The organism is Halioxenophilus sp. WMMB6 (assembly GCF_033283405.1).
In the GTDB taxonomy this organism is placed as follows: domain Bacteria; phylum Pseudomonadota; class Gammaproteobacteria; order Pseudomonadales; family Cellvibrionaceae; genus Halioxenophilus.
Genome location: NZ_JAWMQR010000007.1, coordinates 273,076 through 299,316, shown reverse-complemented (window position 1 = coordinate 299,316; position 26,241 = coordinate 273,076). Strand labels below are relative to the sequence as shown.

Sequence of the window (26,241 nt, the reverse complement as noted above, 5' to 3'; positions counted from 1 at the left end):
ATCCCTGTATCCGAAATCAATCGCGTCGAAAAATTACTCAACAACCGCCCCAGAAAGTGCTTAAATTATCGAACACCCTATGAAGTCTACAGAGAGGCCCGTGGTGCACTTACTGATTGAATCTGGCCCCCATAAGCGCCTAGCACGCCAGCGTGTAGCATTGGATTAATTTGGGGATTAATTTGGGGATTAATTGGCCTCTTAATTTATTTCCAATAACTTTGCCGGTCGCCTATAAACTTGGCCAGCGGCGCCCAAAGCGCTACGCCGCTATTGCATTAAACCTGCGGCCTACAAGGTCAACAATTTAGTGGGGTTGATAATCGGCAGAGTTTGGCCGCAGGCTTCGATACAGGAGAGGCTTATCTCCCGCCACAATTGCGGCACCTGGTTGATATCATCGGTGAATTGTTGGTCGGAGAAGGTCTGTTTGGTGGGTGCGGCATCAACGCAGACGGCGATACGTTGCCGATGAATTGGCTTGTCCCCAGCTAGAGCACTAACCTGTAACACAACAAGGCTTTTGACCTCTTGCGCGGCCTCTTGCCTGCGTGACCAACAGAGCACCGGCAGCCACTTTTGGTTGTAGTCGATCACGGCAGACCATAACCCCTCATTACCGGGCAGCGAAAACAGTTGTGGGGCAGCAACATACTCAACCAGCGCGGACTCTGCCAGCAGTACTGAATAACCATCGCAACTTACTTGCCAGGCCGTGAGATTCATGGGGTTTCCTAATTTAAAAACAGTTGGCCGTTTATGTTTAGCTAGTGACTGAAGTGGTAGCGCGGCCCTCTATTATCCGCCTTCTATTAACCGCCTTTTGTTAATTGGTGGTTTAAAGCATCCCAGATTTTTTCAGCGTGGGAAATCCATAAGGGGTGCACGGCGTTTTGTTCTTCGCGGTCAATCCGGCCAAGGGCGGCAATAGGATTGGCGGCGCGGGCCAAGGGTGGGCTCAGTAGTTGCGGCGCTTGTGCCAGTGTGGTCCAGCGCATAGCCAAACAGGCGAGCGCCAACTTTATGTTGGCTGTGGTGATCACCAGCAGATAAGGCAGTTCCGGCAAGCAAGCGCGCAGCTCTCGGTTGAGCCCCCAGGCTGGCAGCCATTGCTGTTGATAGGCCAGACAAGGCACGCCCTGTTGATTTTGCAACTGTTCGGTGGCAAACAGTGCCTTGGCCTGCTGACTGGGGATAAGCAGTGTAAAGCCGGCAAGATCAACCTCCGCATAACGTTTATTCTCTGGCAACCAGGTGTCTGTTGGGCTTGCCAGCGTGCGAGCAACAAGCGACTCCTGCATCGGGTTCGACTCTATTCCGGTAGGGCTTGCCAGGTGGTTCATCAACACGCCTCGCGGCCAAGCAGGTTGTTAATGCAATCCAACAGCTCGACATCATTATAGGGCTTGGTCTGGTAGCGATTCACGCCGGCGCTCTCTGCCATTTGCCGGTGTTTGCTCTGGGTACGGGAAGTCAACATAACCACCGGTAAGTTGGGGCACGGGCTTTCACTGCGCAGCCAGCGCGTAAAGTCAAGCCCATTCATGCGTGGCATCTCCATATCCACCAGCACCAGGTCCGGGTTGTGGTGCTGTACCGCTGCAACAGCCTCCACACCGTCACTGGCGGTGGAGACCAGAAAACCCATGTCGGTGATGAGTTCAGATAAACTGTTGCGCACACTTAAAGAATCATCCACCACCAGAATATGGGAAGCGCCCTGGGTTTGAGTCGATGGGGTTTGAGTCGATGGGGTTTGAGTCAATTGAGTTTCAGTCGACAGCGTTTGAGCGGACGCTGCGCGATACCCTTTAGCTGACGCTAAATCCGGCGCGGCTTTGGCCAGTAGCGCTTTCAGATCAAGCAGCGCAACGGGGGTACCATCACCCAACAACGTAACACCATCGACACCCACAATATTGCCGGCGTACTCACCCAACGGGCGGCGCACCAACGCTTGCGCGCCGAGCAGTTGCTCGACGGCAACGGCGGCAATACCGCGAAACATTTTCACCAACACTAATGGCTGCTCGTTGATCACACTTCCCGCCGCACCATCGATATCAATCCGGTTATGAGTGTTGTGCAGTACGGCATCGAGCTCATAGTAAGGGTAGAACGCCGATTGCCACTCAAGGAATGGCTTACCGGCCACCCTGCGCAATTCACCACTCTCCCTGGCCAGAATCTGTTCAATGGCACCGGAGGGCAGTGCGTAACGGGCGCTGCCAGCTTTCACCAACAGCATGTGCTGGGTCAAACGCCGGAGCGGCAGTTCCAGTTTAAAACCGCACTGTTTAAGGTTGGGCTGCAGGTGAATATCACCACCCGCGGCAATGAGTTTGTTACGGACGGCATCCAGCCCGATACCGCGCCCGGATATCTGCGTGGCTTGTGCTCGGGTTGAAAACCCCGATTGAAAAATAATCGCTTCAATTTGGTCGTGGTCCAAGCTAGCTGTTGTTTCATTGAGTTGGCCGCGCTCAATAGCCCGCTCACGGATGCACTCGAGCGACAGACCGGCACCATCATCTTCGCACTCAACAATCAGTTTAAGGCCATCGGTCATAAACGAGAGTTTGATAACCCCCTCTCTCTCCTTCCCGGCCGCGATTCGGTCTTCCTGCATCTCTATGCCGTGATCAATAGCATTGCGTAACAGGTGCATCAGCGAGTAAGCGAGGTTGTCGAGCAGCTCTTTATCGATACGAAGGGTTTCGCCACGCAGTTCCAGACGGGCGGATTTGCCTGTGCTGCGGCAAGTCTCTCTAACACAGCGGTGCAGCCGCTGGCTGATGTAACTGACCGGAACCTGGCGGGCACTTAACAGGCAGTTTTGCAGGCCGATATTGTGCCGCTGTTGTTGCTGCAGCAGGCTCTCCAGTTGCAAGAACTCCTCATTCATCTGCCGGGTATAGGCGCGGCTGTCGGCAACCGTCTCAATAAAACGGTGGGTGGAGCTGTAGAGATCGTCGTAGCGATCCATCTCCAGCGGGTCGATGGTTTGGCTCTCGGTCAGCGAACCATCGTCCGTGGCTCTCCCCAAACCGGTCCCCAAACCGGCCCCCAAATTGGCGCCAAAATTTCCAGCCTGACTGCGGCTATCGACCTGGCTTTCAAGCTCAAAACGACGCAGCTGCAACAGCTCCTCCTGACGCATACTGTCGACCAGAAGATTGCGTAACCGGCCCTGGAGATCGCGAGTTTGTACCAGCGTGATGTTCATCTCTTCGGCAAGCGAGAGCAACTGATCGTAATCAGGTTTATCAATGGCGATACGTTCGTGAGCAGCCGCCGGTGTGTGGCTGCCGGTCTGCTCGCCTTGCTCTGCATGCGCTGCAGAGGCAGAACTTTGGTGGGAACTACTCTCCTGCGGTTGGTCGGCAATTATTATTTCGGTTACGGTTTCGCGCTCTGAGTCGGTGGGCGGATGCAGTTGCGCAAAGAGTGTGTCGGCATCGGGCGCCTCTCCCCGAGATAAGAGAAAATCGATGGCATCCGCCAGGCAGTCGACGCTGCACTCTACCCAGTTGCGCTGCTCGTTTGAGAGAGGGCTGCGGGTATTAACGGAGTGCTCCAGCAGCGCTTCCAATTCATGGCTGATATTGGCAACCGCTTTGGCGCCCACCAGACTGGCCGCGCCTTTGAGGGTGTGGCTGATACGCTGTGCGGCCTGCAGGGAGGCCAGGTCAAAAGAGTCGTTCAGTGCGGCTATGGCCGGCAGCAGTTCATCGATCTGTTGCGGGGCATCCTGCAGGAAACAGTCGAGAACCTGGGGGCTGACATCATCAGCCAGAACGAGACTGACATCGTCCAACGTCCAGTGAGTTGACGAAGCAACACCCGTTGCATCGTCTTTTGGAATGAGCAGGGCGAGATAGTCTAGGCTCTGCTCTTCCGAGAGAGGCTGTGGCCAAAGTGGTTGCTCGGCCAGCTCGAGCAGCTCCAGACAGAAAGTTGGGTCGTTCGGATTTTCCGCCAATGCCATCAGGTAGGTTAAAAACTGCTGGATGGCGGTTTGCAGTACCGGGAATTGCATCTGATCCAGCAGCTGGATATTGGTCGCCAGCCAGAGAGCCAACTGCTGGCAGCCAAACACCCCCTGCGCCTCAAACCTTTCCGCCAGGCGGCAGAGCCACTGATGCAGCTGTTCAGGATCTTGCGGATACTGGCTGCTGCTATGGCTGTTTGCTGCCGCAGCCGCTGGCTTGGGGTTTTCTGGCGAGTGGAGATCGGTCGCCTGGGCTAGAGATTCGCGGGCAGCGGTTGGCGCAGCCGCTTGGGTTGCTATTTTATCGGCCGAGTCTGAATCATGAGCGGGATCCAGTTCATGACCAAGCGCTTCGACCTCGGCCGCACGATTACCGTCAAAGCTAGCGACAGTGCCAGCCGCCCTGCCAGCCGGTGAATTGGGGAGGTCGATCGCCTGCTCCAGCATTGAGAACCACAGCTGCAAACTCTTCGCCTGCATGAGACTTTTTGGATTCTGTGCAGCCAGCGCCGCCAATTCATCAAGACATTTATGCAAACGCTCGCTGTTGAACATATCGCGTAAATTACCGATGTGCTCATCAAGATAGAGAGTAAACGCCTCGGCACCCGCGGCCGGATGGGACGCCAACCACTGGTACAGATCCTGAGCGGTATCGTCGATCAACTCCTGCTGCCAGCTTTCTGCCGTATTCATTGCATTAACCTACCGATACAGACTCTAGTGGCTCTGGGGTTTTCGCTGGCGCCTTCTCAATAATCGGTAAGCGGAAAACATTGACGGTTTTAAGCAACTCGGCGGCCGCCTGGCGCAAGCGCACATTCTGCTTGGCCTGGTTCTGCAGTTCGCTGTCGGTAACCTGGGTACTCTTTTGAATCTCATTGGCGTTGGATTTTAGCTCCTCTGCCTCGCGCGCCTGTGCGGTTGAGTGCTCAGAGATGTTCTCTACCGATGCCACCAGCTCCCTTGTGGTTTGCTGGGTCTGCTCCATGGTCTGGCCTGCCTGTTCGGCCAGCTTGGAACCACTCACCACCTGGCTGATTGTGTCATTAATATTTTCAACCGCTGAGGTGGTCTCCTGCTGGATATTGCGCACCAACTGGCTGATTTGAGAGGTTGATTGGCGTGAACTCTCTGCCAGCCGCTGCACCTCGTCTGCAACCACTGCGAAGCCGCGTCCGGCATCGCCCGCTGCGGCGGCCTGCATACTGGCGTTGAGTGCGAGCACATGGGTGCGTTCAGCAATATTGTTAATAATGTCAACGATTCCGGAAATCTCCTGGCTTCGTTCGCTTAAGCGTTTAATCCGTTTTTCTGTTTCGCTGACCGAGTTGCGGATGTTGCTCATACTGGTGACGGTGTCACCTACCGCCTGGAATGCACGGTCGGTGAAGCTGGAGGCATTTTGGGCTACCTCTCGGGTTGACGAACACCAGTTGGCAATCTGGTTCATGTTGGCGGCCACGCTCTCGAGTTTATTGATTGCGGCGGCAACCAAATCCCGTTCGGTGGCAGCAATGGTGCTAACCCTGCCGGATTGCTGTGAAACCGTGTTGGAGCTGCGCTCAACCAGCTGGCTGATCTGGCTGATTTTCGCCAGAGCTTCTGCGGTCTCTTTGGTGATCAGGTTCAATGCGTCGGCAACGGGGCCAGTGATATCTTCGTTAACGTGGAGCGATACCGTTAAATCCCGTTCGGAGAGTTTGGTGGTACCCTCCAGCAATTCAATGACCGACCGGTTCAGGGCTTCGTTCTCTTTTTCGATACGGATTAGTGTGGCCACTTTCTCATCGAGGAGTTTATCAAGCGCCTGGCCGAGCTGAGCCAATTCATCATGCCCTGCCAGGTGGGAGCGGGCGCTGTCATCATTGGCTTGCACTTTGGCAACAGTGTCAGCAAGGCTGGCAATCGGCGTGGTGATCGAACGGCGAATGCGGTTAGCGAGCCAGAGGCTGCCGCCAAGCACCAGCAGCACCATAACCAGGCCGAACCAGAGGGTAAAGGAGAGGATTGTACTGGAGGTGTTGTAGTAGTTTTCTGATTGCTGGCTTAATTGGTTACCGTAATCGCGGGTGGCTTTGATAAATGGGGAAACCATCGGCCCCATATCGTTGAGTACGAACAGTTCCAGTGCCGCCACCGATTGTGATTGCGCCAGCGGGACAAAGGTATCCATTGCTTCAATAACCCTCTGGCCGTGGGCCTCCAGAATAGCGACCTGCTCACTGTCACTGGCGGCCAGCAACTGTTGCAGTTGCGCGGTAAACAGTTGTTTGGATTGTTCACTGGCATTGATCGCGCGCTCCCAGGTGGTTATACCTGCGTTGAGCTGATTTAAGCTGTCAAGGAAACCGCGTTGCAGGCTGTCTGCGGTATTGGCCACCTGGTTCGACTGGGTTACCAGATCATGCAGTTTTGAGGACGAGCGGTGGGCATAGTTGACCGTCATGGCCGCGAGGATGGCGATCATTACCAGAGCTGCAGCCATCACGCCAATCAATGCCTGTAGGCGTTGGAATATAGAGTATTTTGATAAAAAGTTAGCGGCTAACATAGCGCCTCCAGTGCAATTTTAATTCTCGACGTGATCTGTTAGTTAAACAATCGGGCCCAGTCCTGCGACGCCAGAGGGTGATAGTTTTTATCGTAGTACTGGATGGCTGTTACCAGATCGGAACCCTGATTGTCGTTACGGAAATCAATGCTGATGCCACCGAGGTCAAAGGTGCTGTTGCGTGTGGCGTTAAGGAAGGCAGTCCGAGTAATTGGGCCGTCGATATCGTTGAGCAATTGCAGAAACATCTTGCCAACAATAAACCCTTCCAGAGAGACATAACCAAAGTTATCGCCCAGTTTTTTCTTCGCTGCAATCACTATCGGCAGATTGGTATCAAGCAGAGGTACAACCTGTGTCATCACGAAGCCATCTTTGACACCGAACTGTTGCAGGGTACCGGCAAGATTATCTGCACCCGTAAAAGAGACCGCACTGATCACCCACTTTTCGCCCTTGTAGCGGGCGTACCCGGCGAAACGACCAATGGCAGAGTAGGCACCCACCGTAACCACCAGACGGCAGGGAGTTTGCTGAGTTTTTTCCCACTGCTTCAGTGAATCGTAACCTTCACGGGAACTGAGGGTGTTGCGTTCATAAACACCGACCGGACCAATACCGTTGCGCTCTGGACTGGGCCCACTCATCTCCAGAATTTCATCGAGTTTGGCGACGATTTCATTGCTGCGGGGCCGGTTGATGAGCGCCCGTTTGATACCTTGAACGCCCGCCATACCGTAAGCATCATTTTGCACAAAGGCACAAATCTGGTTAACGGAGACACCGTTCGACATCACCTGCTCAATCACCTCTGCCACTTCCTGAACATAGCTGGCCCGGTAGTTAACAATAGAGCCGACACCCGGGCGCAACAAACCTGCGCCGGTGAAAAAGCCGATGGCGGGCACGCCGTTCTCTGCCAATATGGGCAGGGAGACCTGCGCGGTCGGTGTGCCGACGTTGCCGATCATGGCAAAAATATCGTCCGCAATAAGGCGCTCTGTGGCCTTAACCGTGAGGTTGGGGCTATAGGAGTCGTTCAACGCTTTCAATTTAATCGCTTTGCCTTGCACCCTTTGCCCATCAAAGGCCGCTTCCAGACCAGAACGCATGCCAAGCCCAAGCCCACGGGAGAGCCCTTCCATATCCAGCACGGCACCCACCACAATCTGATCAGGGTAGATACCCGGTTCAGCCCAACTGCTATTGATCGACAGCAGCAGGGGCACTGTAACAAGCAGGCTGCGAATAAGCCGGCCGATACCCGGAGCCGGGCTAGGTGTTGTAGCAGATGTAGAGATTGTCATGCGCCATCGCCTCTTGAAATAGTTAAGCCGCTAATCGGCTGAACAGCTTTTGCCAATTGAATTCACACCAGAGCCGGTCAGTCATAAAGTGTTGGGTGACCAATGTGCGGATGTTTTCGGGTAATTCGGTCTGTCGATGATCATCGCCGGAGAAACGCCTTTTTTCCGGCATTTTTTCTAGCGCCAACCCCCAGGAGCGGGTGCCATTGAGGTGCACCAAGGCAAATCGAATCAGTGGCTTGCGGCTCTCCCTGGCGGCACCCGGCGCAAGAAAAAAACGCAGATCGAAAATGGGCACGACCTGACTGCGAACACTCAATACACCGGCCAGGATTTCTGGCGAAGCGGGTAACACACAAAGCGCTTTCGAGTCGATCAGTTCGCAGGATAGCTCTGCAGCGAGAAGCAATCCCATACCTGCCAACTCGACGGCGAAGTATTCCAAGTAGTGTAGGCGCTCATGGCTGGCATCAACGTCGGGAGGTGCACTCTCACTCAGCAGGCGCAACGCTTGTGAGGGGGGAAGTAATTGACTCATGCCAAAACTTTAACCTGATCGAGAATTTGCTCATTGGTATAGGGCTTGGAGATAAAACCACTGGCGCCCTGCTTACTTGCCCACATGCGATCAGCCGCCTGGGTTTTGCTTGTTACCATAACAATAGGCAGGTCAGAGGTTGTCGGCTCCTTATGAATTTCCCGACAGGTGTGGTAGCCATCTTTGCCTTCCATAACGATGTCAAGCAGCACCAGATTAGGTCTCTCCTGGCGTATTTTTTTGATGGCTTCATCGCCTGAGTTGGCGGTTATAGTTTGGTATCCGGCATCTTCAAGTATTTTCTTTAAATGCAGCAGTTCCGTCTGACAATCGTCAACGATTAATATCTTTTTAGTTGTCATGGCGATAATCTCCTGATGACATTGGCTAAAGCTGACAGGCCATGGATGTGATGAAGGGCAGCGCTAAAAATGGTCTTTCCCCGCGACAATCGAGCCAGCTTCGAACTCTCGCAAACAGATCTCCCATTTTTAGAGGTACCCTGAACAGCTATACGCTGTTAATTTGTTTTCGCGAAAGGGAGAGACTGCTGTTTTGCAGGTCGCTTTCTGCCAACACACCTGCCTCCCTCTTTTGGGTTGTCTTGCTGATAAAATTGCGGATTTCGAGCGCCAGATCGTGATCCGATACAGGTTTGGTCAGATAGCCGTCACAGCTTGACATTCGCCCTCGGATTTTATCGAAAGTGGACGAGCGGCTGGTCAGCATGACCACGCGGGAGTCAAACTCCTTTTTAATGGCGTTACAGGTACTGTAGCCATCGATGCCGGTCATAATCACATCCATAAAAATAAGCCCACAAAAGCGGTGCTTGCAAAACTCAATGGCCTCTTCACCACTGCAGGCCAGATGTATATCAACCTTATTACGAGTGAGGCTTTCGAGTTTCTGTTTCATATAGGTGCGCACGGTGACATTGTCATCGACGACAAGAATTCCGGGGCTCTCCTCATGCTGTATCGCTCCTGGCCCAAGTTCAGTAATTTGGCTTAAAGCGCTGCTTAATCGCTTATGTACAATCGGACGACGCAAGATAATGGCATCATCCAGATGTAGATCGGGAATATCCGTTACCGCAATGGTAAGAACGAAGTTTTGCTCTCGGGAAATAATCTTCCAATTTTGCCAATGCATTGGGTGGCTGATATTCACAATGGCTATTTCGCCGCCAATTTTATTAGGCGCGTCCATTAGCTGAAAACTCTTCAGCCAGTCGGTACCGACATTGAAGATATTTCTTATCATGCGGATATCTTTAGGGCTGAGCCAGTAGTGACTGATAAGAATCCTATTCATTCGTATTGGTCTCCTATAACACCTACAGCCTAGTAACTGCTTGGGTTATGGACAAGATCGCTGCCTCACACCGCCCCACTTGACAAAGTTAATTTTTTGTATTGCCCATGCATTAACACTTTTTTTAAGGTTTGACGATTTCTTGCAGATGACGAATCTATAAAAACAGGGATTCTGGCGACATCAATCAAGAGAGGAAATAAACAAAGATATAAATTTAACTATTGGTTTTATAGCGGCTTCTTTAGCCATGCTTAATAAAGTGGTTTTTTTGTGTGATCTATTGGTGCTTTTAATAAAAACCTGGCGCGCTTAATTGGCTCTCTAGATCAAAGCGGCACTAGGGTTGGCGTGCTATTTCATAAAAGTATATTAATCTTTCTGGAGGGGTGATCCGTTCAGGTGATATCCAACATTAATTTTAGTAGCGCCTTGATTTCGCTATCTCAAAGAAACCCCAAGCCGGAATAATTGAAGTGAATGGCGACATGAAATACCTGTTGGCCAACAGCGGTACTCCTTTCAAAAAGAGCAATTGGTTTCGATTAAAAGAAAAGCATCGATTATCTGCACAACCAAACATTGCCCCTTAACCATTCGGCCGACCCATCATGCTATTGACCTCACACCAGTGGTTTACCGGAGTGCTAAAACAGTAATTCCTATTATTCAAAATCGTTGCAGATGAGCCGCTTATTGTAACGCTCCTCTCTTCGCTACAGAGATAGGAATAGAAGCCACACTGCAAAAACTCCTTCCCCAGCACCGCCAATAAAACATCAATCATCTCCAGCCTATCTATTCGGAGAAGGCAAACCCATCGTGATTTTATTGAATAACCCAATCAGACTTTGGCGTTGCACCCACTCTAAAGGCAATCAGATTTAAATTCTCCAGTTAAAAATGGCACTCTAAGCGCGGCCAGCAATAGAGGCAGAGAATTGCTATTGCGAACGACGGCTCTATTAATGGCTTCCACAAACAATGGCTTTCACAAAACGATTAACCCTATTTACCCAACCACCATGGCAGGCATGACCAGGCAAAAAATTTTTTCTTGTTGGCATCAGGCAGGCAGTTTTATCGATTGACCGGTAATCACCCACTCGGCATGGGAGCGAGAAAAGCCCCAGCAAACGATTCCCCGGAAGCTGGCCATGATCGTCAGCGATCGGGGCCTTATAGTCGGGTGCGCACGGGACCTTATAGACGGGACCTTATAGAAGAAGGCGTCGGCAAGCAGATGAGCCCAGCCTAATATTGCCCGCATTCCCATTCGCGCCAGCCAGAATGGCAAGCGATTTCCACCCACCTAGGGCTTATTGGCACCACACTCATCCAATTCCCAAGCTATAGTTAATAGTCAAACAACAGAAACTTAAGATTCACTCTCGAACGGTAGCGCACGATGTCCACCCTTAAGGCCGAGCACGCACAAGGCGTGCTCCTGTTTCGCCTCTCTGGTAGCCAGGTTTTTGGCCTGGGGACCCTCAAGATCAAAGAGATCATCCCCTACGCACCCATCACCCCAATTCCCCACCAAAGCGGGAGCGTGCTCGGTGCGCTCAATTTCCGGGGGAAAACCATCACTGTTATTGACCTGGCCCAGGCCATGGGCAAACGCGCGATACCAGAGGCCGAGCGCGGCCACTGCTTTCTTATCATTACCGACGTACAACGCCAATTAGTGGGTTTTTTGGTGCGTAGGATTGAGCGCATTATCAATATCAACTGGCGGGACATCCAACCACCCGACACCGCCCTGGGCCAGCAGACCTACATCACCGGCCTGGTGCAGACCGACGGGCTGCTGGTGCAGCTGTTAGATGTGGAGGTGATCATGCTGCGGCTCTTCCCCCTGGCACACAACCGGGCGAAAGCGCCGGTGACCGATGTGCAGCGGGAAAAACTCAAAGCCCGGCACATTCTGCTGGTGGATGACTCCCGCGCCGCCCGCAAACAGCTGAGCGAAGCGCTGGACTACATTAGCGTACCCTACTTTTTTACCGATAACGGCCAGCTGGCCCTGGACTACATGCGCGACCAGGCCGCAGAAGGCAACCCGGTGGATATTCTGGTCAGTGATATCGAAATGCCTGGGCTGGATGGTTACGAGCTCGCCTTTGCCGTGCGCGACAACCCCGCCCTCGCCCGCGCCTATATCATTCTGCACACCTCGCTCTCCAGCGAGATCAGCGTCGGCCAGGCGCATCAGGTGGGTGCCAATGAGGCGTTAACCAAGTTCAACGCCCCGGAGCTGATTGAAGCCATGCTGCGCGGCGCCGAAAGTTTCGAGGATTGATAGTCGCTGTCCGGTGTTAATCGGTGCGCCTGCTGATTTAACGACTTCTAACCGGGCCAGCACGCAGTCAACCATCCAACAGCCCTCACCCGGCACCGGTCGCCTGGCGCCGTAACGTCTCAATATCCCGCTTCGGTGGCGCGCCAAACAGGCGGCTGTACTCGCGGCTGAACTGCGACGGGCTCTCGTAACCTACCTCGTAGGCCGCGCCGGCGGCATCTTTATGTTCGTTGAGCATCAGCCGCTTGGCCTCGTTCAGGCGCAACCATTTCTGGTATTGCAGGGGGCTCATGGCAGTCAGCTGCCGAAAATGGTGATGGAAGGTAGGCACACTCATCTGCACCCGCGCCGCCAACTCTTCAATGCGCAGTGCCGACGAAAAGTTAACCTTAAGCCAGTCGATGGCCTTGGCAATGCGGTAGCCCTGGCTGTCGATGGCGGCAATTTGCCGCAACAAAGCCGCCTGATCACCGGTTAACAGCCGGTAGTGAATCTCCCTCTGGATGAGCGGCGCCATGATGTCGATGGCTTCGGGTTCGTCCAGCAGTGCCAGCAAGCGGTTAAACGGCTCCAGAATAGCCGGGGTGATGGTGCCCAGGCCGACGCTCTTGGCAGCGGCCCGCGCCCGGGGCGGCGGCAGGTGACCCTGGGCGATCAGCTCCGCCAGCAGGCGCAGATCCAGCTTTAACCAGAAGCCCAGGCAGGGCTGTTCGCGGCTGGCCTCAAGTACGCCGGAGCTGGCCGGCAGATCCAGCGAGGTAATCAAATAGCGTGAGCAATCGTAACGATAGGCTTCGCTGCCAATCAGCATCTGTTTGGCCCCCTGCACCACGACCACCACACTTGGCTCCACCAGGCAGATACAGGGTTCGGCGGGTTCATCACGCCGGAAAAAGTTGAGGTTGGCAATGGGCGTGGCCCAGTCAGCGGTACTGGCAACCCGGGAGGCGATCACTCCCGCCATCGACTGGTGCCATTCAGCAAGCTTGTCAGTTTGGATAATTGGGTTAGTTTTGCCGGTCATTGCACGACACCTCCTGCGGGGGATTCTCTGCCATCAACCCTGGCGACTCTATTACAGAGCCCTGCGCCCCACCATCAAAAATCAGAAAATCGATAGGATTAGGCAATAATTCTAGCGAATTACTTTACCAATAATCTGCCGCCATCCCGGAAAATAGTTCTGTCATTCGCAACCCGGGAAACACGATGAAATATCTTATGGTTCTTTTCGGATTGCTGATCAGCTCATTTACCGCCGCGGAGGGCAGTATGGATATTGGATCCGATAACTTTTATAGCAGCGCTGCGGTCACCGTTAGCAAAGTGACCTTTAACAACCACTATCAGATGCAGGTGGCCGGCAATCTGTTTGTGCCCAACGGCTTGGATCTCAGCAAGCGCCACCCGGCACTGATTGTGGGCCACCCCTTTGGCGCCGTTAAGGAGCAGGCCGCCAACCTCTACGCCACCAAAATGGCGGAGCTGGGCTTTGTCACCCTCTCCTTTGATCTGTCCTTCTGGGGCGAGAGCGAAGGCGAGCCACGCAACAGCGTCGCCCCGGATATCTATGTGGAGGATTTCAGTGCCGCCGTGGACTTTCTGGCCAGCCAGACGTTGGTTGACCCCGAGCGCATTGGCGGCATCGGTATTTGCGCCAGCGGTGGTTTTATTATTGCGGCCGCTAAAATCGACCCACGCATTAAGGCTATAGCCACCGTCAGCATGTACAACATGGGCGCCTTCACCCGCCACCTTTATGGCCGCAGCCAAACCCTGGAACAGAGCCGGCAGATAATCGCCCAAGCGGCAGCGCAACGCTCGCAAGAGGTGGCCGGTGCCGCCGTTCAATACACTGGCGGTACGCCGGAAGCAATCGATGACCAGTCGCACCCCATCGCCAAGGAGTTTTACGATTTTTATCGCACGCCCAGGGGCCAATACACACCGGCCGGCTCGCTGCCGGAACTGACCACCCACCCCACGCTGAGCAGCAACACCAAGTTTATGAACTTCTACCCATTTAACGATATGGAGTTAATTTCACCGCGGCCACTGCTCTTTATTGCCGGCGAACAGGCCCACTCGTTTGAGTTCAGCCAGGATGCCTACGACCGGGCCGCCGAACCCAAAGAGCTGTTTGTGGTCGCGGGCGCGGGCCATGTTGATCTGTACGATGGCGTAAAGGTTATCCCCTGGCAGAAGCTGAACGCGTTCTTTAGTGAGCAGCTGTAACAGCCGTTACCATCACCGAGTTGAACAACGGCTGGCAGTCAGAGGTTCGCCTGACAACCATACCAATTGAGGAGAGTTGATTATGCAAAACAGAAACCGATCCGTCCGATCATTGTGGGCTGTCCTAACCGCCTGCCTCGCCCAAACGGGCTTTGCCGGTGACGCCACTCCAGCACCGGCAACCAGCCAGGAGTTGTACCCAAAGGGCTCGCAACAATCCTTCAAAGGGCCGGAGCAGTTCTTTACCGGTGATGTGCAGGTGCAGATGCTCTTCCCCGGCAACGACACCGCCCACTACTCCGGCGCCTACGTCACCTTTCAGCCCGGCGCCCGCACCGCCTGGCACTACCACCCGGCGGGGCAGCATATGGTGATCACCGATGGCGTGGGCCTGACCGGAACCCGCGACGGTACCATCCTCACCTTCAAAGCCGGCGATGCTGTCTGGTGTCCACCGGATATCGATCACTGGCACGGCGCCGGCCCCGATAGCGCCATGACTCACCTGGTGATCACCGGCAGCAAGGATGGGGAGAATGTGGTTTGGAAGGAGAAGGTCAGCGATGAAGAGTACCAGGCTGGCAGGGAGTAACCTGGGCTCTGCGGCCCTGGCCTCAACGATTATAATTTCACTTTGCTTGAGCACTGCCACCAGCCGCACTGCTCAAGCACCACCTTTTATTTATACGCGAGTTATTTACACACGAGCAACACTGTTTCGGACTTTTTTCCAGCACATCTGCGCCCCCAGAACCGAGCACGCTGCCAACCCGGCTGCCTTTACGCCTTACATTTTTTACAGCCTATAAATCTAAACCCCAAATACAAATATTGAACCGAAGCATCTTCACGACCGACAACCAGGGTTTGAAAATCAGCTTTTAAAATCATCTAAATTCAACCAAAAATATAAATTCGGCCATATTTCCAGCTTAATAAACTTATATTTTAAATACGTCTTAAACACCCAAACCCATTGCTGATTTCCTTAAAGATCAACCCACCCTGTCGTACAGCCAAAAAAACCAAACCCATCACCACCGCTAAAATTATTCAACCCTGAAGCAAAACCGATTCGACCAACCGATTATTTTTTCTGATCAATTTTCACACACCATCAGAAATACTATTTCTTCATCAAAACCTTTTTTATTAATTACAAAAACAGAGAAGAAAAAATATTCCGGGCGGAGTATTTTGATCTACTTCAAATAGAGAGAAATTCATTTTAATTTTCAAAACAAATGAGTTAATTAACGCCACGTCTGCACAAACCAGTAATACAAAAAATGCAAAATAGCGCGCAGTATTATTAGGTAACAATCTTTAACTTATGGCGCCTAAGCCAGCATAAGCACAATTCGAAACCATTAAAGAGCAAGCGATTCGGTTTATAAGGATAAATCCAACTAAGCCTCGCACCGTTAAATAACAAAAAATATTAAAACCATGTTGGATCACGCTATTAATTTTTTTGCGAGCGAGCTGAACACCTACTTCCAGGCGAAGACCGGCATTATTGGTGAAGCGGTTTTCCCAAGCGTAGTGGTGCGCGACGACGGCAAGTTCGCTATCAAGGATGACACCATTGGTGTCACCGTCATCAACATAGAAGAGGAGTCCGTTTTTAAAGACCAGGTGCCCGAAGTCAAATTCCGGGATGGCCAAAATCTGAAAATGGAGCCCAAACTGCGCTTAAACCTGTGCATCCTATTTGCTGCCAACTACAAGTTGTATGAGCAGTCGCTCAAGCATCTCTCATTAATTCTCACCTACTTTCAAAGCAACCGCACCTTCACGCCCAGCCAGTTCCCGGCATTGGCACCCACTGTGGAGCGTTTAAGCGTGGAGTTGCAAACCTTGAATTACGACCAGCTGAATCAGATCTGGTCTTATATTGGTGGCAAGCATCTGCCCTCTATTATTTACCGCGTGCGCGCCGTCGCCATCCAAGATAACGCCATTACCGAAACCCAACCGCCACTAACAATCATCAACAGCCAAAACAGAGGTGTGTAAATTATTGTGGTAATCGTGCATAGGGAAATTAAATGCTAACGCGCTTCGAGACCCTCTTCACACTCGCCGTCACTCACGAATACTACGGTGGCATCTGCCCGGATTTTGATTTTATGGTTCCGGCCAGCAGCGAGCGGGCGGCACGCCAGGGCAGAATTCTTTTCAAACAGCGCAACCACACGCTCTACTGCCTTTACGAAACGGACGCAGGTGGCAACGCCATTAATACCATCAGCGGCATACAACTGGTAATTGGCTTGAAATTAAACAGTGCCTACTTTGCCAACTACAGCGACTACCAAACCACCGGCCTCACCCCGCTCTACCGCAACCAACTCTCAATTAACAGCCTGGGGCCAGCAACTTCGGTGGCGCTGCGCGGCGGCAACCTAACTCAAACGCTGGCCAGCACAGAACGGCCGGTGGTGGTGGCCTTAAAAACAGCGGCCGGAGCCCTAGCCGATAGCGTCTCTTTGGCGGCCGACCAGCCGCAAACTGAAGTCACCTTCGACTGCCGCGCCCTGCCGGATGGCCTCTACCAGGTAGAGGAGAGCTACTCCGGAAGCAACCCGGTCAGCGACTATTTTATAAGCCAGGAGCTGTTAAGTGCGGGCCTGTTTGCCATCGTTCAGATTGCCATCGATAACAGCCACTACCTAACGCCACCGGCATTCACACTGCCCATTACCGCCAAGCAGCAGCTGTTAAAGTATTACGTGGTCGCAAAAAATTATTCACCCTCAGAATTTAACAATCTGGCCATTAGCGACACTGGTTTTATCGACGATGGCCGCGGCCAAATTATTTTCAACAAACTGACGCCCGCGCAATTCACCAGTGATGACATCGACCCAAGCCTGCTGCAAAACGGCAGTGATCAGCTGGCGCTGTTTAAATCCACCACCTTGCAAAAACGCCGGCAAACGCCGCGCCGCAAGCTCGAGCTGAATCGCAACGGCGACACCCTGATCGATAACCTGCCCACACCCGGTGCCGACCAACACAAACAGGAACTTTTCATCTACTTGGAAAAGCCTTAGGAGACCAACGATGGCAATCTATAAAACACCCGGAGTTTATATCAATGAAATATCCACCTTTCCGCCTTCGGTGGCCGAGGTGGAAACCGCTATTCCAGTGTTTATCGGCTACACCGAAAAGGCGACCAAAACCACCGCCAACGACCTTATTTTAAAACCCACCGAAATCAACTCGCTCAAGCAATACGAGCAGTACTACGGCGGTGCCAATATTGAAGAGATTGCCATCGCCATTACCACCAACAGCGATGGCAGCTTCGCCGTTGACAGCTTTACCGAGCCCGCCATCAGCTACCTGCTGTATGAAAGCATGCGCCTATTTTTCGCCAACGGCGGTGGCAGGTGTTACATCGTCTCGGTGGGGTTGCATCAGGCCACACCGGCCATTGGCAACGCCGGCGATGGTGGCTCCGACCCAACCACCATGTACGGCCTGCTCGATGGCCTGAACATAGTACGCTCGGAAGACGAACCCACTCTGATTGTGATTCCAGAAGCGGTAAAGCTGATCAACACCGACTACCAAAGCCTGGTACAGGCGGCACTGACCCAGTGCAACGATCTCCAGGACCGCTTTGGCGTATTTGATATTTTTGACGGTGCGATCACCCTCGACAACAGCGGCTGGGCGGCAAACCGGGCACTGTTTGGCAATAACAACCTGCGCTACGGCGCCGCCTATTACCCATTTGTGAGAACCACGCTCAACTTCCCCGTCGCCAGCAACGAGAGCAACGTTATGGTCACCGCCGACCTCAACCCAGCGGCGGCGCTCTCCTCTTTCCAGTCCAGCAACACCGCCCTCTACAACTTCGTTAAAGCCCGCCTTAAAGAGCACTACCTGGTGCTGCCCGCTTCCGCCGCCGTAGTTGGCGTCTATGCCACTACCGACCGCAACCGCGGTGTTTGGAAGGCGCCGGCTAATGTCAGTTTGGCCAACGTCATCGAGCCTGTGGTGAAGATTGATAACAGCGTGCAGGACGGCATGAATGTCGATGCCACCACCGGTAAATCGATCAATGCCCTGCGCGCCTTTATGGGTAAAGGCACCCTGGTGTGGGGCGCGCGCACCCTGGCCGGCAACGACAACGAGTGGCGTTACGTCTCCGTGCGCCGTTTCTACAACCAGGTGGAGGAGTCCGTTAAAAAATCGACCTACTGGGCGGTGTTCGAACCCAACGACGCCAACACCTGGGTCAAGATCCGCGGCCTGATCGAAAACTACCTTACCCAAAAATGGCGCGAAGGGGCGCTCGCCGGCGCCACCGCCCAGGACGCCTTTTTTGTGCGCTGCGGCCTCGGCGTCACCATGGATTTTCAGGATATTCTCGAAGGGCGCATCAACGTTGAAATCGGCATGGCCGTGGTGCGACCGGCGGAGTTCATCATTCTGAAGTTCTCTCACAAAGTACAAACATCGTAAGTGGCCACACCCATTTTTTTATAAGGAGCGTGCATCATGCCAGAAGCTTATCCAATGCCGGTTTTCCACTTTGTATGTGATTGGGGTGGCGAACGTGTGGGGTTTTCCGAAATCTCCGGCCTCACCCAGGAGGTACAAGCCATCGAGTATCGCGAAGGCGCGTCACCGGAGTATTCGCCCATCAAAATGCCGGGGCTGCGCAAATACAGCAACATTACGCTCAAGCGCGGCGTGGTAAAAAAAGACAACGAGTTCTTCAGCTGGCTGAGCACCGTCAAGCTCAACCAGATCGAGCGGCGCGATATCGTCATCAAGCTGCTCGATGAAGAGCACGCACCGGTGATGGTGTGGAAGGTGGTTAATGCCTTTCCGGTAAAAGTCGAAGGGCCGCAACTGAAAGCCACCGGTAACGAGGTGGCCATTGAAGCCATTGAACTGGCTCATGAAGGGTTGCAGGTGCAGAACGAGTAGCCGGCGAATAAAAAGCATTTAACAAACATCCACTTTTTTGCGCGTGACACTTTATGGCCAACTACTATCCGCCCCCCGGCTTTCATTTCAAGGTGGAAGTTTTGGGGTTGGCTGCCAACGACAACGACATTCGCTTTACCGATGTAGGCGGGCTCAATGTTGAGCTGGCCACAGAGGAGGTGGCCGAAGGCGGGGAGAACCGGTTTTTACAAAAATACCCCACCAGCAGTAAATACCCGGAACTCACCCTAAAGCGGGGCCTGTTAACCAACTCGGAAATTACCAAGTGGATTAAACGTTGCATCGAAGAGTTAAACATCGAACCGAAAAACATCGATGTAAAACTGCTCAACGAGGAGCACCAACCACTGGTCACCTGGCATCTGGTCAACGCCTATCCCACCAAGTGGTCGACCTCCGAATTCTCGGCCACCAACAATGCGGTAGTGGTGGAGTCCATGCAGTTTTTTTATCAGTACTTTACGGTCGATTCATAGGGGGCCGCATGCCAGTCATTATCGACGAAGTGGTTATCTCCATCGACGTAAACAACCAGGCGGCCGGTGGCGCCACCAAAAAACCTTCCGAACTGGAAGAGCAGCAGGCGCTGATTGAAGAGTGTGTCGAGCGGGTACTGGATATTCTGGAGCAGCGCAAAGAGCCCTAACACATCACTCTCAAACCGCACTACAGCCAGCCACAGAGGCTGTTAGCGAATCCACGGTTTGAAATCCTACTAAAAGGAATGGGACATGAACGGTGAATTGGAAAAGTTGATGATTCAGGCCTACGAGGCGGCCGATTTTTCCGGCGAGCCCATCAGTGAGTTCGCGGCCTATGTCAATCCGAAAGAGATCACCATCGCCTACGAAATGGAGTACGACAGCGCCCAGGGCTCCGGCACCACCGGCAGCCGCATGGAGTTTAAAAAGGTAAAACCCGGTGATTTAGCCCTCACCCTGTTTCTCGACGGCACCGGTGCCAACGGCAACAAAATCGACGTGCAGCAGCAGGTCGAGGCCTTTCAAACCACCACCGGTTACAACGGCAATATTCACCGCCCCAACTACCTGAAGGTGGTGTGGGGCACATTGCAGGTGAAACGCTGCGTACTGAAGTCTGCCTCCATTGCCTACAAAATTTTTAAACCCAGCGGCACCCCACTGCGCGCGGTGATCACCGCCAACTTCACCGATACCGCCGACGACGAAACCCGGGTGGCCCTGGCTCAGGATCAATCCCCCGATCTCACCCATGTCCGCCTGTTGAAAGCCGGCGAAACCCTGGCCGGCCTCTGCCAACAGATTTACGGCGATGGGCGCTACTACCTGAAGGTGGCCAGGGTCAATCAACTGGATAATTTTCGCAACATTGCACCGGGCACCCGGATTTTTTTTCCGCCACTTGAAAAATAGCTCACTCGATTTGCCACACAACGGAGATTAAATCATTAACACCACCAGGCGCTTACCCATCCCCACCGAGCAACGGGAATTCATCGTGGCGATCAACGGTGAAACCCTACCCCGGGGACAACACCTGCTGTCGGTAACGATCAACACCACCATTGATCGTATCGCCAGCGCACGCCTGGTGTTTCAAGATGGCTCCGCCTCGGCCGGTGGCTTTAACTTCTCCAGCGGTGAATCGATGGTACCTGGCAATAAAATTGAGATAAAAGCCGGGGCCCAGAACGACCCACAAATTCTCTTTAGCGGCATCATCACCCGGCACAGCAGTAAAGTGCGCAACAACAGCGCGCCGCAGTTAATTGTTGAAGCAAAACACCACGCGATAAAAATGACCATCCATAAAAAGAGCCGCGTCTTTTTTGATGGCACCGACAGCGATGCCATCAGCACGCTGTTTAGCGACGCCGGTGTCGCGCTGGAGAGCGAAGCCACCCATATCACCCACCCACAGCTGGTGCAGTACCAATGCAGCGACTGGCACTTCAGCCTGGCGCGGGCGCGGCTTAACAGCAAACACCTGCTCACCCGGCCGGATGGCATTGTGCTGCAGGGGATCAACCCAGAGGGCGAAAGCAAAGCCGACCTGGTATTTGGTGCAACGGTACTTGAGGCCGACCTGCAACTGGAGAGCCGCCAGCAGTTCACCGGCGTTAACGCCAAAATTTGGGACAGCGCCAATCAGGAGCTGATCGAACAGGAAGGCAGCGACCCGGGTCTCACCACCCCTGGCAATTTAACCGGCAGCGATCTTGCCAATGCCCTGGACAACAACCAGCGCATTTTAAAACACCCGCAGCTAAGCCAAGACGAAGCCAGCCAGTGGGCCAACGCCAGTTGGCAGGAGTCGCAGGCCAACCGTGTTCAGGGCCGCATTAAATGCGAAGGCATTGGCTCTCTGCAGGTGGGCGATCTGGTCACTCTGGCGGGCTTTAGCGATCGCTTCAACGGCACCGCCTTTATCACCGGCGTACGCCACCAGCACGATACCGTGCAAGGCTGGAAAACCGATCTCCAGTTCGGCGGCATTGAGCCTCTCGAGTGCTTAATTCCGCCCATGAGTGAACCACCCGCCTCGGCGGTAATACCCGCCATTCACGGCTTGCACATCGCTATCGTTACCAGCAATGAAGACCCCCAGGCCGAACACCGGGTGCGGGTAAAACTGGCCCAAATTGATTCAGACGATGAAGGCACCTGGGCACGGGTGGCCTGCCTGGACGCCGGTAATGAGCGCGGGACGTTTTTCCGGCCGGAGGTGGGCGATGAGGTCATTGTCGGTTTTATTAACGACGACCCACGCGCGGCGGTAATCCTCGGCATGCTCAACAGCAGCGCCAAACCGGCTCCGCTCACCGGCAGTGACGACAACCACGAAAAGGTGATTCAAACCCGCTCCAAAATGAAGTGGCTGCTCAACGACGAAAAAGTCGAGATGAGCCTGGCAACACCCGCGGGTAACAAACTGCAGCTATCGGAAGAGCAAAAGGCGATTGTCCTGGAGGACCAACACGGCAACAGCATTACCCTCAATGAAGAGGGCATCACCTTAAGCAGCGCGAAAGCCATCAAATTCGATGCCACCGCCGATCTGGAGTTAAACGCGCAACAGGCGATCACCATCAAAGCCGGTACCGAGCTGAAACTCGAAGGCGGTGTCAGTGCCGAAATTTCCAGTGCCGCCCAAACCACGGTTAAGGGCGGCATCGTACAAATCAATTAATGGCACCGATCAATTAACGGAGAAAGACAATGCCCGCAGCAGTCAGAGTTGGCGATATCAGTAACCACGGCGGCGTGGTGGTTGGCCCCGGTGTCGCCACAGTTTTGATTGGCGGCATGCCGGCGGCGGTAGCCGGCGACATGCACGTCTGTGCCCTGCCACCCACCGGCCACCAACCCACCGCCAGCCCATTTCCCATGGGCAGTGCCACGGTGTTAATCAACGGCCGGCCGGCACTGCGCACCAGCGACACCTGCCTGTGCGGTGCCATGGCAGTGGTGGGTGCAGCAACGGTGATCATAGGCTAGCCGGGAAAAATAATGTCTAACAATAAACTGGAACCCACCACCTCGTTTCTCGGCCGCGGTTGGAGCTTCCCACCCGAGTTCGACCGCATTGCCGGCGAGCTGCGCATGACCGAAGAGGAACAGGATATCGAAGGCAGCCTGACCATTCTGTTGGGCACCACCGCCGGCGAGCGACTGCTGCACCCCAAGTACGGCTTAAACCTGCAGCAGTACCTGTTTGAATCACTCAACACCAGCATGCAAACCCTGCTCAAAGATAAGGTGAAAACCAATCTGCTGGTGTATGAACCCCGCATCGAAGTGGAGCGCTTGGAGCTTGACCAGAGCCGTCTGTTGGAGGGGGTGTTGGCGTTTGATATCGACTATCGGGTGCGCACCACCAACTCCCGTTTTAATCTGGTCTACCCGTTCTATCTCTACGATGGCAGCGAAGTCGGCAACAACGCAGGAGCAGTTGGCCAATGACCGAAGACGATATCATCAAACAGTTGATCATCGCCTCCGGCCAGCACCAGGGGCAGCGCACCCCGGCGGGGCTGAAAGCGGGCTATGTTGATATCGACGAGCGCAGCAGCGCCGACCTGTTGCGTTTTATAAAACGGCTGTCGCCTTTCATTCACTTTTACGACAGCAACGATGGCCACACACCCGCCGGCGATTGGCAAAACTTCTTCCCCTTTAGTGAAGACGAGCTCAATGCCTGGCTGGCCAAGCGCGATGGTAGCCGCACGCCTCACCTGGCGCTGTTGCAGAGTTTTTTAACCCTCTACCAACACCCGCAGCAGCTGTTAAACCAATTCACCCACAAACACCTCGATTTTTATTATCAGGATGTGTTGCAGCTGTTTACCAAGCCGGCCCAGGCCGATCGCGCCCACGTTGTTTTTGCCCTGAAAAAAAATAGCCCACCGGTATTAATTGATAGCAACCATCGCCTTGCCGGCGGCAAGGATGAGACCGGTGTTGAATTAATTTATCAGCCCACCCAGGCAACGGTGATTAATCCGGGCTTGGTATCGTCGCTGCGCAGCCTTTGGCTCGACCCAGCCCACCATGGCACCGTGCGCACCGCACCGATTGCCAACTCCGCCGACGGCTTGGGCGCCGAGCTGACCAGCGCCGATGGTCAGTGGCCCGGGTTTGGGGCCAGCTACCTGCCCGCCGCCGAAACCGGCTTTGCCATTGCCAGCCCGGTGCTGAGGTTGGCCGAGGGCCGGCGCACCGTCACCCTAACGCTCAATATTCAAACGGTCGCCCCGGGGGCACTGAACAGCGCCGTGTTGCACAACGCCTTCGACCTCTACCTCACCGGCGCCAAACAGTGGCTGGGCCCGTTCACGGTCACTCCACAATACAACAACGGCAAATTGACCATCTCCACCACCCTGGCCAGCGATGCCGAAGCCATTGTCGACTACGACGCCGCCATTCACGGCTACCACTACGATGCCCGCACGCCCATTGCACAGTTGTTGTTAAAGGAGTCCAGCCACACCGGCTACCAACCCTTCGCCAACCTGGTTATACAGTCGATAAAAGTGTCGGTGAATGTCGCCGGCATTAAACAACTGCAGCTGCAGAACGACCTTGGCAGCCTTGACCCAAGCAAGGCCTTTATGCCGTTTGGGCCACAACCGAAACGCGGAAGCCGCTGGCTGGTGGGCTGCAGCGAAGCACTCAACAAAAAACTCACACAACTGGAATTAACACTGCAATGGCAGGATGCCCCCAGTAATTTCCACAGCCACTACAACTACTCGGGCCATTCGGTTTATAACAGCACCTTTACCGCCAACATCAACTTTAAAGATGGCGGCAGCTGGGATTACAGCTCGCCCCAGGAGCCCAGCAAAACACTGTTTAACAGCAGCGATGCCGGTACCAAGCACACACTGCTGTTTAGCCAATCGGGCAGCACCACCGCCTCCAACTTCACCACGCAGTTTTACTACTCGCTCAACAGCGCCAACACCAGTTGGGCGGCACGTAACCTCAACACACTGTTGCTGCGCCGCCCCGTCAACCGCGCCAGGGCAAACCAGCCACCCAGCCGCAACGACGGTTTTATCACCCTGCAGTTGAACCACGATTTTCTGCACGAGGCCTATCGCAAAGCCTATGTCACCAACGTGCTCACTTACACCCAAACCGGCTCCGGCTTAAATCTGCCCAATGAACCCTACACGCCGGTGTTGCAATCGGTCGCACTCAACTACCAGGCCGCCACCGATACCGTTGCCATCAGCTCCACCAACGCCGACGACTTCGCCAACCTGGATGTGCAGTTTTATCAATTGGGTTATTTTGGCCAACGGCGGGAGCACGGCTACCAGCGCAGCCAATTTAATTTTTTAGCCAGTACCAATGTCACTCTGCTGGCCGAGCAGCCCAATCGCGGCGAGTTAATTATTGGCCTGGAAAAACTCCGTGCCGGCGATACCGTCAGCCTGCTGTTGCAGGTGGCCGAAGGCAGTGCCAACCCAGACATAGCCCCCACCCCCCTCACCTGGTCGGTGCTGTGCGACAACTATTGGAAGCCGCTCAACGAAGCGCAATTAACCGGCGACACTACCAACCAGCTGTTAACCAGCGGCATTGTTAACATCACTCTGCCGAGTGAGACCACCACCACCAACTCACTGCTGCCCGCCGGGCCTGTCTGGTTAAAAGCCGCCATCGGCCTCAACGGCGCAATCGAAGCGCGGCCGAAGTTCATTGATGTGGTGGCCAATGCCATTGAAGTGGTCAATATTGATAACGGCAACGACCCCACCCGGCTCAGTCGTACCCTCGCCGCCGGCAGGATAACCAAGCTGCTCACCAGCGTCGAAGCTATCAAAAGCGTTGCGCAACCCTACGCCTCCTTCGGCGGCCACCTGCAGGAACAGCCGGAGCCTTTCCGCACCCGGGTGGCGGAGCGGCTGCGCCACAAAGACCGGGCCGTTACCGTTTGGGATTACGAACGGCTGGTACTGCAGCAGTTTGCCGCTATTCACAAGGTGAAAACCATCAACCACGCCAAGCCCGGTCAGTGGCTGGCCCCCGGCCACGTTACGGTGATCACCATTGCCGATTTAAACAATCAAAATGCCATCAACCGGCTGCAACCCAAGGTAGACAGCAACACCCTTAACCGGGTGCACAGTTTCTTAACCGAGCGCGTCGGCCGGCAGACAGAAGTGCACGTTGCCAACCCCCGTTATCGCCAGGTGCAGTTGGCCTTCGATGTGAAATTCCGCCCGGGCTTTGGTTTTAATTTTTATCGCCAGCAACTTGAGGAGACCATCAAGCAGCGGCTCTCACCCTGGGCTTACTCCTCTGCGGCCGATATCGAATTTGGCGGGGTGATCTATAAATCGGTGTTGATCGATCTGATCGACGAGCTCGACTACGTCGACTTTATTACCAACGTCCAGCTCTACAGTTTTGTCGATGCCACCAGCAACCGGATGGATGCCAACCAGGTGCAGCCCCAGGCCCCCGATGAAATTCTGGTATCGGCCAACAACCACAGTATCAACCAATACCTGGAGTAGCGATCACA

General features: G+C 54.1%; 23 protein-coding genes. 14 read left to right on the top strand and 9 right to left on the bottom strand.

Annotated elements, in window-relative coordinates; genetic code table 11:
- Positions 1-291: 291 nt before the first annotated feature.
- The 8 genes from SBL51_RS17200 to SBL51_RS17165 form a co-directional block, all read right to left on the bottom strand.
- Entirely contained in the window at positions 292-726 is a 435-nt protein-coding gene (locus tag SBL51_RS17200; protein WP_317932333.1) for a chemotaxis protein CheW, read from the bottom strand.
- 86 nt (positions 727-812) lie between these two features.
- Positions 813-1,343, bottom strand: a complete 531-nt coding sequence (locus SBL51_RS17195; RefSeq protein ID WP_317932332.1) for a hypothetical protein — start codon at positions 1,341-1,343, stop codon at positions 813-815.
- Positions 1,343-4,687, bottom strand: coding sequence for a response regulator (locus SBL51_RS17190; RefSeq protein WP_317932331.1), 3,345 nt, complete (start codon positions 4,685-4,687; stop codon positions 1,343-1,345). The genes SBL51_RS17195 and SBL51_RS17190 overlap by 1 nt, the downstream gene beginning before the upstream one ends.
- A gap of 4 nt (positions 4,688-4,691) precedes the next feature.
- The gene (locus SBL51_RS17185) at positions 4,692-6,545 is read right to left on the bottom strand and encodes a HAMP domain-containing methyl-accepting chemotaxis protein (protein ID WP_317932330.1); all 1,854 of its coding nucleotides are present in this window, start codon (positions 6,543-6,545) and stop codon (positions 4,692-4,694) included.
- 38 nt (positions 6,546-6,583) lie between these two features.
- The gene (locus tag SBL51_RS17180; protein ID WP_317932329.1) at positions 6,584-7,852 is read right to left on the bottom strand and encodes an ABC transporter substrate-binding protein; all 1,269 of its coding nucleotides are present in this window, start codon (positions 7,850-7,852) and stop codon (positions 6,584-6,586) included.
- A gap of 22 nt (positions 7,853-7,874) precedes the next feature.
- Positions 7,875-8,390: a chemotaxis protein CheW gene (locus SBL51_RS17175; protein WP_317932328.1), complete on the bottom strand. Its 516-nt coding sequence runs from the start codon at positions 8,388-8,390 to the stop codon at positions 7,875-7,877.
- On the bottom strand, positions 8,387-8,752 hold the full coding sequence (locus SBL51_RS17170; RefSeq protein ID WP_317932327.1) for a PleD family two-component system response regulator: 366 nt from the start codon (positions 8,750-8,752) through the stop codon (positions 8,387-8,389). Before SBL51_RS17170 ends, SBL51_RS17175 begins: the two co-directional genes overlap by 4 nt.
- Before the next feature lie 148 nt (positions 8,753-8,900).
- Positions 8,901-9,707, bottom strand: a complete 807-nt coding sequence (locus tag SBL51_RS17165) for a response regulator (protein WP_317932326.1) — start codon at positions 9,705-9,707, stop codon at positions 8,901-8,903.
- A gap of 1,408 nt (positions 9,708-11,115) precedes the next feature.
- Here SBL51_RS17165 and SBL51_RS17160 point away from each other — a divergent pair.
- Positions 11,116-12,009: a chemotaxis protein gene (locus SBL51_RS17160; RefSeq protein ID WP_317932325.1), complete on the top strand. Its 894-nt coding sequence runs from the start codon at positions 11,116-11,118 to the stop codon at positions 12,007-12,009.
- Between the two features lie 85 nt (positions 12,010-12,094).
- Here the strand turns inward: SBL51_RS17160 and SBL51_RS17155 are convergent, their stop codons facing one another.
- Positions 12,095-13,033: an AraC family transcriptional regulator gene (locus SBL51_RS17155; RefSeq protein ID WP_317932324.1), complete on the bottom strand. Its 939-nt coding sequence runs from the start codon at positions 13,031-13,033 to the stop codon at positions 12,095-12,097.
- A gap of 248 nt (positions 13,034-13,281) precedes the next feature.
- Between SBL51_RS17155 and SBL51_RS17150 the strand changes: the two genes are divergently transcribed.
- The 13 genes from SBL51_RS17150 (at position 13,282) to SBL51_RS17090 (ending at position 26,233) form a co-directional block, all read left to right on the top strand.
- On the top strand, positions 13,282-14,244 hold the full coding sequence (locus tag SBL51_RS17150; protein WP_317932323.1) for an alpha/beta hydrolase: 963 nt from the start codon (positions 13,282-13,284) through the stop codon (positions 14,242-14,244).
- Positions 14,245-14,326: 82 nt separating this feature from the next.
- Positions 14,327-14,836 carry a cupin domain-containing protein gene (locus tag SBL51_RS17145; protein ID WP_317932321.1) on the top strand — a complete coding sequence of 170 codons (510 nt, stop codon included), beginning with the start codon at positions 14,327-14,329 and terminating at the stop codon, positions 14,834-14,836.
- Between the two features lie 857 nt (positions 14,837-15,693).
- Complete coding sequence (locus tag SBL51_RS17140; RefSeq protein WP_317932320.1) at positions 15,694-16,263, top strand: DUF4255 domain-containing protein; 570 nt, start codon at positions 15,694-15,696, stop codon at positions 16,261-16,263.
- Positions 16,264-16,295: 32 nt separating this feature from the next.
- On the top strand, positions 16,296-17,303 hold the full coding sequence (locus tag SBL51_RS17135; RefSeq protein WP_317932319.1) for a hypothetical protein: 1,008 nt from the start codon (positions 16,296-16,298) through the stop codon (positions 17,301-17,303).
- Positions 17,304-17,313: 10 nt separating this feature from the next.
- Positions 17,314-18,726 carry a phage tail sheath family protein gene (locus SBL51_RS17130; RefSeq protein WP_317932318.1) on the top strand — a complete coding sequence of 471 codons (1,413 nt, stop codon included), beginning with the start codon at positions 17,314-17,316 and terminating at the stop codon, positions 18,724-18,726.
- Positions 18,727-18,762: 36 nt separating this feature from the next.
- Entirely contained in the window at positions 18,763-19,197 is a 435-nt protein-coding gene (locus SBL51_RS17125; RefSeq protein ID WP_317932317.1) for a phage tail protein, read from the top strand.
- Positions 19,198-19,250: 53 nt separating this feature from the next.
- Positions 19,251-19,694 carry a phage tail protein gene (locus SBL51_RS17120; protein WP_317932316.1) on the top strand — a complete coding sequence of 148 codons (444 nt, stop codon included), beginning with the start codon at positions 19,251-19,253 and terminating at the stop codon, positions 19,692-19,694.
- 8 nt (positions 19,695-19,702) lie between these two features.
- Complete coding sequence (locus SBL51_RS17115; RefSeq protein ID WP_317932315.1) at positions 19,703-19,864, top strand: DUF5908 family protein; 162 nt, start codon at positions 19,703-19,705, stop codon at positions 19,862-19,864.
- 85 nt (positions 19,865-19,949) lie between these two features.
- Entirely contained in the window at positions 19,950-20,612 is a 663-nt protein-coding gene (locus SBL51_RS17110; protein ID WP_317932314.1) for a peptidoglycan-binding protein, read from the top strand.
- Positions 20,613-20,697: 85 nt separating this feature from the next.
- Positions 20,698-22,389, top strand: coding sequence for a type VI secretion system tip protein VgrG (vgrG, locus tag SBL51_RS17105; protein ID WP_317932313.1), 1,692 nt, complete (start codon positions 20,698-20,700; stop codon positions 22,387-22,389).
- Between the two features lie 29 nt (positions 22,390-22,418).
- Positions 22,419-22,697, top strand: a complete 279-nt coding sequence (locus tag SBL51_RS17100) for a PAAR domain-containing protein (RefSeq protein ID WP_317932312.1) — start codon at positions 22,419-22,421, stop codon at positions 22,695-22,697.
- Positions 22,698-22,709: 12 nt separating this feature from the next.
- Positions 22,710-23,162 carry a GPW/gp25 family protein gene (locus tag SBL51_RS17095; RefSeq protein WP_317932311.1) on the top strand — a complete coding sequence of 151 codons (453 nt, stop codon included), beginning with the start codon at positions 22,710-22,712 and terminating at the stop codon, positions 23,160-23,162.
- Positions 23,159-26,233, top strand: a complete 3,075-nt coding sequence (locus SBL51_RS17090) for a baseplate J/gp47 family protein (protein ID WP_317932310.1) — start codon at positions 23,159-23,161, stop codon at positions 26,231-26,233. Before SBL51_RS17095 ends, SBL51_RS17090 begins: the two co-directional genes overlap by 4 nt.
- Positions 26,234-26,241: the final 8 nt, after the last annotated feature.